Origin of the sequence: Porticoccus sp. (assembly GCF_041592135.1) — a bacterium.
Classification (GTDB): Bacteria; Pseudomonadota; Gammaproteobacteria; order Pseudomonadales; family Porticoccaceae; genus Porticoccus.
Genome location: NZ_JBFHQR010000068.1, coordinates 1 through 11,935, shown reverse-complemented (window position 1 = coordinate 11,935; position 11,935 = coordinate 1). Strand labels below are relative to the sequence as shown.

Annotated in this window: 15 protein-coding genes; 4 read left to right on the top strand and 11 right to left on the bottom strand. The window is 60.0% G+C overall.

Going from position 1 to position 11,935, the window contains the following annotated elements:
• Window positions 1-166 precede the first annotated feature (166 nt).
• The gene (grxC, locus tag ABY948_RS07560; RefSeq protein WP_461481915.1) at window positions 167-430 is read right to left on the bottom strand and encodes a glutaredoxin 3; all 264 of its coding nucleotides are present in this window, start codon (window positions 428-430) and stop codon (window positions 167-169) included.
• 1 nt (window position 431) lies between these two features.
• Window positions 432-842: a rhodanese-like domain-containing protein gene (locus tag ABY948_RS07555; RefSeq protein WP_461481914.1), complete on the bottom strand. Its 411-nt coding sequence runs from the start codon at window positions 840-842 to the stop codon at window positions 432-434.
• 163 nt (window positions 843-1,005) lie between these two features.
• Here ABY948_RS07555 and gpmI point away from each other — a divergent pair, with 163 nt between their 5' ends.
• The 4 genes from gpmI to ABY948_RS07535 all read left to right on the top strand — a co-directional run bounded on the left by gpmI (window position 1,006) and on the right by ABY948_RS07535 (window position 5,499).
• A complete protein-coding gene (gene gpmI / locus ABY948_RS07550) occupies window positions 1,006-2,556 on the top strand; it encodes a 2,3-bisphosphoglycerate-independent phosphoglycerate mutase (protein ID WP_461481913.1) in 1,551 nt (516 codons plus the stop codon).
• 23 nt (window positions 2,557-2,579) lie between these two features.
• A complete protein-coding gene (locus ABY948_RS07545) occupies window positions 2,580-3,722 on the top strand; it encodes a murein hydrolase activator EnvC family protein (RefSeq protein ID WP_461481912.1) in 1,143 nt (380 codons plus the stop codon).
• A gap of 91 nt (window positions 3,723-3,813) precedes the next feature.
• On the top strand, window positions 3,814-5,136 hold the full coding sequence (locus tag ABY948_RS07540) for a S41 family peptidase (protein WP_461481911.1): 1,323 nt from the start codon (window positions 3,814-3,816) through the stop codon (window positions 5,134-5,136).
• Between the two features lie 129 nt (window positions 5,137-5,265).
• The gene (locus ABY948_RS07535; RefSeq protein WP_461481910.1) at window positions 5,266-5,499 is read left to right on the top strand and encodes a DUF6316 family protein; all 234 of its coding nucleotides are present in this window, start codon (window positions 5,266-5,268) and stop codon (window positions 5,497-5,499) included.
• Between the two features lie 12 nt (window positions 5,500-5,511).
• Here ABY948_RS07535 and hisF read toward each other — a convergent pair whose 3' ends face one another.
• The 9 genes from hisF to ABY948_RS07490 all read right to left on the bottom strand — a co-directional run.
• The gene (hisF, locus tag ABY948_RS07530) at window positions 5,512-6,285 is read right to left on the bottom strand and encodes an imidazole glycerol phosphate synthase subunit HisF (RefSeq protein WP_461481918.1); all 774 of its coding nucleotides are present in this window, start codon (window positions 6,283-6,285) and stop codon (window positions 5,512-5,514) included.
• A complete protein-coding gene (gene ribA / locus ABY948_RS07525; RefSeq protein WP_461481909.1) occupies window positions 6,282-6,896 on the bottom strand; it encodes a GTP cyclohydrolase II in 615 nt (204 codons plus the stop codon). The genes hisF and ribA overlap by 4 nt, the downstream gene beginning before the upstream one ends.
• A gap of 220 nt (window positions 6,897-7,116) precedes the next feature.
• Window positions 7,117-7,758 carry a retropepsin-like aspartic protease family protein gene (locus ABY948_RS07520; RefSeq protein ID WP_461481908.1) on the bottom strand — a complete coding sequence of 214 codons (642 nt, stop codon included), beginning with the start codon at window positions 7,756-7,758 and terminating at the stop codon, window positions 7,117-7,119.
• 23 nt (window positions 7,759-7,781) lie between these two features.
• Window positions 7,782-8,270 carry a phosphatidylglycerophosphatase A family protein gene (locus ABY948_RS07515; protein WP_461481907.1) on the bottom strand — a complete coding sequence of 163 codons (489 nt, stop codon included), beginning with the start codon at window positions 8,268-8,270 and terminating at the stop codon, window positions 7,782-7,784.
• Between the two features lie 26 nt (window positions 8,271-8,296).
• A complete protein-coding gene (gene thiL / locus ABY948_RS07510) occupies window positions 8,297-9,259 on the bottom strand; it encodes a thiamine-phosphate kinase (RefSeq protein WP_461481917.1) in 963 nt (320 codons plus the stop codon).
• A gap of 32 nt (window positions 9,260-9,291) precedes the next feature.
• Complete coding sequence (gene nusB, locus ABY948_RS07505) at window positions 9,292-9,732, bottom strand: transcription antitermination factor NusB (RefSeq protein ID WP_461481906.1); 441 nt, start codon at window positions 9,730-9,732, stop codon at window positions 9,292-9,294.
• Window positions 9,733-9,741: 9 nt separating this feature from the next.
• Complete coding sequence (ribH, locus tag ABY948_RS07500; RefSeq protein WP_461481905.1) at window positions 9,742-10,212, bottom strand: 6,7-dimethyl-8-ribityllumazine synthase; 471 nt, start codon at window positions 10,210-10,212, stop codon at window positions 9,742-9,744.
• 84 nt (window positions 10,213-10,296) lie between these two features.
• Window positions 10,297-11,409 (bottom strand): bifunctional 3,4-dihydroxy-2-butanone-4-phosphate synthase/GTP cyclohydrolase II, encoded by a 1,113-nt coding sequence (ribBA, locus tag ABY948_RS07495; protein WP_461481916.1) that lies wholly within the window; start codon window positions 11,407-11,409, stop codon window positions 10,297-10,299.
• A gap of 48 nt (window positions 11,410-11,457) precedes the next feature.
• Window positions 11,458-11,935: riboflavin synthase (locus tag ABY948_RS07490; protein ID WP_461481904.1), on the bottom strand; the 478-nt coding region annotated here is incomplete at its 5' end.

Sequence of the window (11,935 nt, the reverse complement as noted above, 5' to 3'; positions counted from 1 at the left end):
GACAGGTCCTTGAGATAGATACGCTGCAGGGCAAATTGGGCATTTTCCCTATTCCCGGGCGCAGCGGCGTTTTGGGTGTTTTCTTCAGTCATGTTTCTGCCTTCTGTAGATCAATAGGTTTGGTACGGAAAGTCCCAGGGTGCATACAGCCGTGGCTGTGCGGGAGCTACTGGTCCTGACTGGCAATTATCCGGTCGAGTTCACCCTGCTGTTCCAGGCGGCGCAGATCATCATAACCGCCGACATGAATTTCACCCAGCCAGATTTGCGGCACCGTGTGCCGCCCACTCATCACCACCAGTTGGCGGCGCAGGGCGGGATCGCGATCGACGGGAATTTCCTCATAGGCCAGTCCGTTATTGGCCAACAGGTTCTTGGCGGCGACACAGTATCCGCAACTCCGGGTGGTGTAGATCCGGACCCGAGCCATATCAGTTTTTCACGACGGGCAGGTTCTGGTTTTGCCACTCCATCATGCCGCCGGTGAGCCGGAACACCTGGAAGCCCTGCTGCTGTAACTTGCGCCCCACCGCGCCGGCCTGCTGCCCCACCTTATCGGCGACGATAATGACCTTTTCCCGATATCGGTCGAGCTCGCTGAGCTTGTCCTGCAACTTGGCCTGGGGAATATTCAGGGCGCCGGCAATGTGTCCGCTCTTGAACTCCTTGCTGTCGCGCACGTCGAGCAAAACCGCCTCTTCCGAATTCAGCATGCGGGTCACGGCATGCACAGAAATCGGCTTGCCGCTCTTGATGCGCTCATTAATGGCAAACAGATAAATCAGCACCAACAACACGCTGACCAGAATCCACTGTTCGCTGATAAATACAAAAAAATCCACTGTAGCCCGCCTCTTAGCTGTTCAGTCCGGACCGCCCGGCCCCGCAAAGCCGCAAAAGTATACACACCGCAATCTGCTCAAGGAACCACCAATGGCACTGAATGCACTTTGCAGGTAAGATTCGCCCATTATTCACCCCAGACATCATCACCCCATTGAAATCATGACAGAATCCAAGAAAACACTGCTGCTGCTGGTGCTCGACGGCTGTGGTCACAGCGACGACCCCGAATACAACGCCATCTACAGTGCCGACACCCCGGTGCGCGACCGACTGTGGCAGAGCTGCCCGCGCACCTTTATCGACACCGCGGGGCTGGCCGTCGGCCTGCCGGACGGCCAGATGGGCAACAGTGAAGTGGGTCATATGACGCTGGGTTCCGGGCGGGTGATTTACCAGAGCTTCACCCGCATCAACAAGGCCATCAGTGACGGCGACTTCTTTACCAACCCCGCCTACTGTGCGGCCATCGACAAGGCCGTGGGCTCGAACCATGCAGTGCATATTTTGGGCTTGCTGTCCCAGGGTGGCGTGCACAGTCATGAAGCCCATATCAATGCCATGATCGACATGGCCGCCCAGCGGGGCGCCGGGGAAATCTACGTACACGCCTTTCTCGACGGCCGCGATACCCCGCCGCGCAGCGCCGAGTCATCCCTGCAAGTGACCGCAGCTAAGCTCGCAGCCACCGGTCGCGGCCGCATTGCCAGCATCTGCGGCCGCTTCTATGCCATGGACCGGGACAATCGCTGGGACCGGGTACAGGCCGCCTATGACCTGCTGACCCTGGGCAAGGCCGAACACCGTGCCGCCGACCCTCTCAGTGCGCTCCACACCGCCTACCAGCGCGGCGAAAACGACGAGTTCGTGCTGCCCACCCTGATCGCCGAGCCGGGACAACCGGCCGCCACCATCCGGGATGGCGATGCGGTACTGTTCATGAACTTCCGCCCGGACCGCGCCAGAGAATTGACCAGGGCGCTTGTCGAGGACGACTTCGACGGTTTTCCCCGCACGGCGCATCCGGCATTGGCGGACTTCGTCATGACCACGGAATACGCGGCGGACATCCGGACCAGCTGCGCATTCCCACCGGAAAACCTGCACAACTCCCTGGGTGAATACCTGGGCAGCCTGGGCAAGACCCAGCTGCGCATCGCCGAGACGGAAAAGTACGCCCACGTGACCTTCTTCTTCAACGGCGGGCAAGAGACTCTGTTCCCCGGTGAAGAGCGCATCCTGATTCCCTCACCCAAGGTCGCCACCTATGACCTGAAGCCGGAAATGAGCGCCCGCGAACTCACCGACAACCTGGTGCACGCCATCGCCAGCGGCAATTTCGACGTGATCATCTGCAATTACGCCAACTGCGATCAGGTCGGGCACAGCGGCGTGTTCGATGCTGCCGTCAAGGCAGTGGAGGTGGTCGACCAGTGCCTGGCGCGAGTGCTCAAGGCCCTCGAGGACAATGGCGGCGAATGCCTGATCACCGCCGATCACGGCAACGTGGAGAAAATGTACGATCCACAATCCCGCCAGGTACACACCCAGCACACCACCCTGCCAGTGCCACTCATTTATGTGGGGCGGCGACAGTTGACCCTGGCCAGCGATGGCTCCCTGGCGGATATTGCCCCCACCATGCTGACCCTGCTGGGGCTGCCGCAACCGGTTGAAATGACCGGGCACTCCCTGGCGGTACTGAGCAACTGAATGGAGCCGCGGCGGACACGGCTGTGACAGGCGTTGTGCGGGCACTGGTTGCGACACTGCTACTGGCAGTCACTGCCGTTGCCTGCGCCGCAGAGCAGGAAGACCGCCAGAAACTGCAGCAACTCGGCAAGGACATCCTCAAGCTCGAACAGTCCATTCAGGGCGACAGCAAAGAACAGCAACAACTGGCCAGGGAATTGAAAAAAACCGAGCTGGCCGCCGCCGAACTGAGCGGCCAGGTCAGGCAGATCGAGCAAAAACTCGCAGAACTGGACGCCGAGTTAAAGCAGCTCCGGCAGCAGCAAACCGCTCTTGAACAATCCCGCCGGGATCAACAGGGGCTGATCGCCAGCCAGGTTTCCGCTGCCTACCGGCTGGGCAACGAGGAGTCCATCAAACTGCTGCTCAACCAGGAAGATCCAAACAAGGTCAGCCGCGCCCTGAAGTACCACGATTATTTTCTGGCCGCCCGCGCCGAAAAGCTTACCCAGTACCGCAAAACCATTGAAGAGCTGGCCACTGTTGAGCAGGGCATAGCCGAGCGACAGGCGGCGCTGGCGGACAATCGCACCCGCCTGGCCGAACAACAGCAAAAACTCGCTGAAAGTCAGCGCGTCAGAAGCGAGGTGCTGATGCGGCTGGATCGCCAAATCAGCAGCTCCCAGCAATCACTGGCGCAGCTTAAAAATGAGCGCAAACGACTTGAATCCGTCCTCAAGGCCCTTGAGGAAAGCCTCGCCAAACTGACCCCGCCCACGAGCACGGAACCCTTTAGCAGGCGCAAGGGCAAATTGCCGTGGCCGGTCTCCGGACAGCTAAGCCAGTACTTCGGCGCCACGCGTACCGCCGATATCACCTGGAATGGCTGGCTGATCAAGGCCAGGGAGGGCGCGGATGTTCACGCCATTCACCATGGGCGTATTATTTTTTCCGACTACCTGCGCGGTCACGGCCTGTTGGTCATCGTTGATCACAGTGACGGCTATATGAGCCTCTATGCCCACAATCGGGAGTTGCTCAAAGTCACGGGGGACTGGGTCAGCGCCGGAGAGGTCATCGCCAAGGTGGGCAACAGTGGTGGACAGCGGGATCATGCACTTTATTTTGAAATTCGACATAATGGCAGGCCGACCAATCCGAAATACTGGCTCGTCGGCAAAGGATAACCCCGGACCGGGCAATAGCACCCGCAGGCATTGCCCGACACCGCCTGTAAAATGGTTGTAAACCCCAGTTAACTGAATCCAGGATCATTTCATGAAATCATTGAGCAAGTCGCTGCTGATCACCTTGGCAATGCTGACAGGAACCCCCTCGGCTTTCGCCGGCGAGCAGCCCGATGATGCGCGGATGCCCCTGGAGGAGTTGCGTCATTTTACCCAGGCCTTCGATCAGATCAGGCAGGCCTATGTCGAGGAAATCGATGACAAGACCCTACTCGAGATGGCCATCAGCGGCCTGCTCGGCAGTCTGGACCCCCACTCCGTTTACCTCAGTGAAACCGATTTCGCCGACCTTCAGGAACACACCACCGGCGAGTTCGGCGGCCTCGGCATCGAGGTGGGCATGGAGGGCGGATTTATCAAGGTCATCACCCCCATCGACGATACGCCGGCACAGCGGGCGGGCATTCAGGCCGGCGACCTGATCATCAAACTCGATGACCAGCTGGTCCAGGGCATGAGTCTGAACGACGCCATCGAGCTCATGCGCGGTCCCAAGGGCTCCAAGCTCACCCTGACCATCGTGCGGCCAAATCGCGACGGCCCCTTTGAGGTCGAAGTGATCCGCGACATTATCCAGGTGCACAGCATCCGCGCCCGGATGCTGGAACCCGGCTTTGCCTATGTGCGCATCGCCCAGTTCCAGGAACACACCGGTACCGAGTTCCGCGAAGCACTGGAAAAACTGCTGCAGGACAACGCCAATTTCAAAGGGCTGGTGCTGGATTTGCGCAACAATCCCGGCGGGCTCCTCAATGCCTCCATCGAAGTCGCCGATGTCCTGCTGGAAGAGGGCCTGGTTGTCTATACCGAAGGCCGCCTGCCCAGCGCCAACACCAAGTACTACGCCACCCCCGGCGACCTGTTAAATGGCAAGCCGGTGGTCGCCTTGATCAACGAGGGCTCGGCCTCCGCTGCAGAAATTGTCGCCGGGGCACTCCAGGACCATCGCCGGGCACTGGTCCTCGGCACCAGCAGTTTTGGCAAGGGCTCGGTGCAAACCGTCATTCCATTGGGCGATAACACCGGGATCAAGCTCACCACAGCACGCTATTTCACACCGGCCAAACGCTCTATCCAGGCAGAGGGCATCCACCCCGACATCGTTGTTCAACCTGCCGAGGTGCACTTGCTGGAAAGCCGCGAGCAGATCAAGGAGGCCAACCTGGCGGGCCACCTGACCAATGAGAAGACCCAGCCACAGGCGGGCAAAACCGATCTTTCCCAGGAGGACAACCAACTCTACGAAGCCCTTAACCTACTAAAAGGAATTGAGATTTTCTCAACCTCGGCGGCGAATCGCCAAACGGTCGATACAGAAGATCCAACGGTATCCGGAGCAAACCCGGACAATTGACTTTTTAGCAAAAATTGGGCTGAATTGAGGGAGATTGTTGCTCTAACGTTAATGGTATGTAAACAATCTGCGTTTACAGCGGAGGTAAAACAAGAAAGATAAATCCGTCAATCTATACGAGGAGACGACATGGGAATGCCAAGAGACGGCGAAAATGGCGGCCAGAAGCCAACCATCAGAAGCGACCGCTTCTTCAAATTGCACAACTTCTGGTTTTTCGCCACACGTGAAGGTGCTGCCGTCGGGCCTTTTGATTCCAAGGAAGGTGCTGTACAAGCGGTAGCCGACTACATTGAGTTTGCCCAGAAAGCGGGGCCGGAGGCGCTGGGGTTCTTTACCTCCAACGCCCGTTATGCCGTCTAACCGGGTGACAACTCAACGCCGCACTTCGACACCTCGCTCGGCCATATAGTCCTTGGCCTGAGCGATGGTGTACTCACCAAAGTGAAAAATGCTGGCCGCCAACACGGCGTCCGCCTTCCCCTCCACCACCCCGTCCACCAGGTGCTGAAGGTTACCTACCCCGCCTGAAGCAATCACCGGAATATCCACCGCATCACTGATGGCGCGAGTCAGCGGCAGGTTAAAACCACTCTTGGTGCCATCCTTGTCCATACTGGTCAACAGAATTTCACCGGCACCGTATTCTGCCATGCGCACGGCCCAGGCCACCGCATCGATACCCGTGGCATTGCGCCCACCGTGGGTAAAAATTTCCCAGCGGAGAGGCTCGCCTTGCGCACTGACCTGTTTGGCATCAATGGCCACCACAATGCACTGGGAGCCAAAGCGCTCGGCCGCCTGACGGACAAACTCCGGGGTTTTCACCGCAGCGGAATTGATACTGACCTTGTCGGCACCGGCGTTCAACAGTGCACGAATATCCTCCAGGGTGCGTACCCCGCCTCCCACGGTCAGGGGAATAAAGACCTCGCTGGCCATGCGCTCAACCGTGTGAATCATGGTATCCCGCTCTTCGTGGCTGGCGGTGATATCGAGGAAGGTGATTTCGTCGGCGCCCTCCTCGTTATAGCGTTTCGCCACTTCCACCGGATCGCCGGCATCGCGGATGTCGAGGAACTGTACACCCTTGACCACTCGCCCCTTGTCCACATCCAGACAGGGAATAATTCGCTTGGCTAACATTATTTATCCCCCTCGCCTTCATCCTGCTCGTCGAACAGGTGGCCCAGTTTTCCGGCTTTGGTCGCCAGGTAGTACAAATTGTGCGGATTGCGGCCGGTCTGCAGGGCAACCCGTTCCGCAACCTCGATACCGAGTTGCTGTAGCGCTTCCACCTTGCGGGGGTTATTGGTCAACAACTTCACCTTGCTGATCTGCAGATGGCCAAGCATAGAGCGGCAGATACTGTAATCCCGCATATCGGCACCGAAGCCGAGCCGCTCGTTCGCTTCCACGGTATCCGCCCCCTGATCCTGCAAGTGGTAGGCCTTGATCTTGTTGATCAGACCGATACCCCGACCCTCCTGGCGCAGGTACAGGATCGCCCCGCGACCCTCGGCGGCAATGCGGCGCATGGCTTCTTCCAGTTGGGCACCGCAATCGCAGCGGACACTGAACAGCGCGTCACCGGTCAGGCACTCTGAGTGGATGCGCAGCAAGACCGGCTCGCCACCGGCGACATCGCCCATGGAGATGGCAATATGCTCCTTGTCGCTTTGCGCATCCTCAAAGCCGTGAATATCAAATACGCCCCAGCGGGTAGGCAACTTGGAGCTTTCAACAAAACGCAGGGTCACTCAAGACTCCTAAAGATCAGGCGGGTGGCTATTTTAGCCGGGAAACACCCCGAGTAAAGGGAGGCCGGGATTTTCGATAGGAAACAAGGGGTAACGGGTGCCTGAAAAACGTCTGCGAGGCGGCCGGCACAGGCCAGCAGGCGGCACAGCCGTCCATCGGCTATAACTGACCAACTTGCGCCACTTTTTAACAAGGTGCTGGCTGCGCAGCTGGTTTTCATCAGAATTTCGTTCGCAACACCATCACCCCTTCTTCCTCGGTCATTTCCACCCGGCTCAGGAAGCTGTTTCCCAGCAGCACCTGGGAAGGGAAATCACCGATCACCACGGTAGCTTCCACCTGGTGCAGGGTAATATTGCCAATAGTCAGCTTATCCACTGGCACCTGGTAGGTACTCACCATGCCGCCGGCGGTGCTGGCCACACTTTTTTTTCCCTGGCGGAAATTCACCCCTAGCTGCTCTGCGTGATGCAGATTCATGGCTATCGAGGTGGCCCCGGTATCGATCATAAAATCCACCGGGCGGCCGTTGATAAAACCACTGACCAAGTAATGGCCGTTGTCCGCCCGCGGGATTCTCACCTCGGCGACTTCCGCAGCCTTGAAGCTGGATGAAATATGCTCGGAGAGTCCCAAACTCATGCGCTTGCCCTCCACCTCCAGTAGCGCCTGGCGACTGTCAGCCTCAATCAAGGTGACACCTTCCGGGCTGGTCTGGCCCTTTTTCAGCAGCCGCTGCTTACCGTTGATGACCAGTACGGCGCTGCCGCCAAACAAGCCGTGGACCCGAATATCCGGGGCGGCCCAGCAGGCCGTCGTCGCGCTCCACGCCAACAGCAGTGCAATGAGCAATCCCTTCATCGTCCGCCCTCCCTGAACCGGGTTTAAAACACCAACCGCCATACTGTAAACAGTATCACCCAGGCAAACAGTCCCGCCACCAGGTCGTCCATCATAATACCGGCGCCGCCACCCATATGGCGGTCAAACCAGCGAATCGGCCAGGGCTTCCAGATATCAAACAGCCGGAACAGCACAAATCCGGCCAGCGCCCAGGACCAGGATGTCGGCAGCGCCGTCATGGTGAGCCAGTAGCCGACCATTTCGTCCCAGACAATGCCCTGGTGATCGTGCACCCCCATGTCCCGGGCTGTCCTGCCACAGAGGTAAAAACCGAGCAGCGAGGCCAGCACCACAGCGGCCAGGTAGCCGTAGAGGGGCAGCCAGGCCAGCAGTGGCCACAACAACAGGCCCACCAGGGTGCCGGCGGTGCCCGGGCCTTTCGGAGCCAGGCCGCTGCCGAAACCGAATGCCAGCAGGTGCACCGGATTTTTCAGCAGCTGTGAAAACGAGGGGTTAATGCGATGATCCATGGTTCACCTGTCCAATCTGGGTGCCATTAAAAGTGCTGGTAACCGGTCCCGGCAATCGCCAGCAGATTGCCGTCGTCATCGAGGCAATAGACACCCGGGGCGGGGGTCATCCGCCCGATACAGGTCGCGGCCAGGTCGCCCGCCGCAATCATGGCATCCACCGCCTGGCGCCGTTGCGCCGGCACGGTAAAGCAGAGTTCGTAGTCGTCGCCACCGGACAGTGCCCACGCCTGTAATTGCTCCGCCGATGATACCGCCCGCAGCCAGGGCGCCAGTGGCAGCAGCGGCAACCGCACTTCGGCGCCGAGACCACTGCACTCGGCAATATGGCCAAGATCCGCCAGCAGGCCATCGGAAATATCGATGGCGGCGGAAGCGAGGCCGCGCAATTGTAAACCCTCTGCCAAGCGCGGCACTGGCCGGTAAAAACGCCCGGCGAGCCGTCGACAGACCTCAGCGGGAAGACCGCAGTCGGGGGCAAACAACTGCAACGCCGCCGCCCCCTCTCCCAGCGTACCGGTGACATAGACTCCGTCTCCGGCCTGTGCGCCATCCCGGCGCAGCGCCGCGCCAGCGAGCACCAGTCCCATCATTTGAATCGAAATGGTCAGCGGGCCGGCGGTGGTATCGCCACCCACCAGGGCGCAGCGGAATGTCCGCGCCTCCGCAGCCAGAGCAGTCGAAAATGCCGCCAGCCAGTCCGCATCCGCCTCGGGCAAGGTCAGCGCCAGGGTAAACCAGCGCGGCTCCGCCCCCATGGCAGCGAGATCACTGAGGTTGACACGCAGCGCGCGGCAGGCAATATCCCCGGGGGTAGCATCCAGCGGAAAGTGCACCCCCGCCACCAGGGTATCCACTGTCACGGCCAGTTGTTGGCCGGCGGGAACCTCCATTAGGGCGCAGTCATCGCCCACTGCCAGCACCACCCCCGGGCCTTCACCCAGGGTGGAGAAATACTGGCGAATCAGCGCAAACTCGTTCAGCGACATGGTCATCAACGCGATGCGGAATGGCCCGGAGGCTAGCGCCGCTGCTCGGCCTTGACTTCGACTGCGCGCCGCTCGGCGGCGACCTTGTCGAGAATACCGTTGATGTACTTGTAGGCATCGGTGGGACCAAAGCTTTTGGCCAAATTGACCGCTTCATTGATGGCCACCTTGTAGGGCACGTCGATGCGGAAACACAGTTCGTAGCAACCCATCCGCAGCAGGGCGCGGGAGACGGGGTCCAGATCCGAGGACTTGCGGTCCAGGTGGGACTCATAGGCGCCATCAATTTCAGGGAGCTTGCCGGGAATGCCGTGCAGCAGTTCGCGGAAGTAGGCCGTGTCGACCTTGCGCATGTCATTGTCGGCGAAAAATTCCGCCTCGATGCTGTGCAGGTCGGAGCCGGACAGCTGCCATTGATACAGCGCCTGCACCAACAGCTGGCGCGCCTTTCTTCGGGTTGAGGGCAGTGACACAGTAAGCTCCTATAGCTGGCGGAACAGGGAGATCATTTCCAGCGCTGTCAGCGCCGCCTCTTCCCCTTTGTTTTCGGCATTATCGCCAGCGCGCTCCTGGGCCTGGGCCAACGTGTCTGTGGTCAGCACGCCAAAAGCCACCGGCAATCCTTCCCGCAAGGCCACCTCGCCGATGCCGCGGGTGGTCTCACTGCACACATACTCGAAGTGCGGGGTGCCGCCGCGAATCACACAGCCGAGGGCAACCACCGCATCGTAAACACCGCTTTGCGCCAATTTGCTGCAGGCCAGCGGCAGCTCAAATGCCCCCGGCACCCGGAACAGGCCGATATCCTGCTCGGGAATGCCGTGGCGCAACAGCGCCCGCCGGGCGCCATTGAGCAGGCTTTCCGTGATCTGGCCATTCCAGCGCGCCACGGCAATGGCCACCCGCGCTCCCTCGACATTGAAACTGCCCTCATCGGACCGGTATTCACTCATGCTGTTTTCCGATCTCTCTATGGTTACTACTGCAAAACGAACTGCCGCAACCCTGTAGCAGGGCTGGCCGCAAGGCCCAGCGCACTAATCACAATTAATGTATTCGACCACTTCCAGATCAAAACCGGAAATGCCGGTAAAGCGAAACGGCGCACTCATCAGGCGCATCTTGTGCACGCCGAGATCCATCAGTATCTGCGAACCGGTACCCACCTGCTGGAACACCACATCGCTGGCCGGCTGGGGTTTGGCCGGGGCGCGATTCAGCATCTCGTCCACGGTGGCGTCGATATCGTCGGCGGTCTCGGGATAATAGAGGAACACCACCACCCCGCGGCCCTCCTCCGCGACCTTTTCCATGGCCCGGGACAGACTCCAGCTGCGATATCCCTCACTCGGCTCCATGGCAAACAGATCGCGGGCGGACTTGTTGATATGCACCCGCACCAGCGGCGCTTCACCGCTGGCCACGTCTCCCATCACCAGGGCGAAATGCTTTTCGTTGCGGGCAACATCCAGATAGGTCTTCAAAGTGAACTGACCGTAGTGGGTCTGGATGGGACGCTCGCTGATGCAGTTGATGGTTTTCTCGGTGACCAGGCGATAGTGGATCAGGTCGGCAATGGTGCCAATCTTCAGGTTGTGCTTGCGGGCAAAGGCTTCCAGATCCGGGCGACGGGCCATGGTGCCGTCGTCGTTCATGATTTCCACAATCACCGCGGCCGGCTCGAAACCGGCCATACGGGCCATATCGCAGCCCGCCTCGGTGTGGCCGGCACGGCTCAGCACGCCACCGGGTTCGGCCCGCAGCGGGAACACGTGGCCGGGCTGGACAATATCCTGGGAGCGGGCATTGCTGGCCACCGCCGCCTGCACGGTGCGCGCCCGGTCGGCGGCAGAGATGCCGGTGGTGACGCCTTCCGCCGCCTCGATGGAGAGGGTGAAGTTGGTGCCGTGACCGGACTTATTGGCATCCACCATCAGCGGCAGGTTCAACTGGCGACAGCGCTCCTCCGACAGGGTCAGGCAGATCAATCCGCGGCCGTGGGTGGCCATGAAGTTGATATCCTCGGGCCGCACCATGGTGGCGGCCATCAGCAGATCACCCTCGTTCTCGCGGTCCTCGTCATCCATCAGAATGACCATTTTGCCCTGACGCAGATCCGCGATCAGTTCTTCGATACTGTTCAATGCCATGATTTCAATGCCGTGCTTTGCTGTTGTCATTATGCCAGTTTAGACCGCTCAGGCGTCCGCGGCCCCTTCACCCAGCAACAGTCGCTCCAGGTAACGGGCGATCAGATCCACTTCCAGGTTGATACGGGTTCCCGGTTGATAGGTGCCAATCACCGTTTTCTCAAGGGTGTGGGGCACGATGTTCAGTTCGAACTCCGCCCCCTCAACCCGGTTCACCGTGAGGCTGGTGCCGTCCACGGTAATCGAACCCTTGTGGGCGATGTACTTGGCCAGCTCCCGCGGTGCCCGCAGCCGGAAGCGCTCGGAGCGGGCGTCGGGATGGCGACTGACCACTTCCCCAACCCCGTCCACATGACCGGAGACCAGATGGCCGCCCATGCGGGTCTGGGGTGTCAGCGCCCGCTCCAGGTTGACCGGCGTACCCACCGACCAATCGCCGATGGTGGTCATCGCCAGGGTTTCGGCAGACACGTCCGCCACGTAGCCATCTCCAGGCAGTTCCACCACCGTCAGGCAGACACCGTTG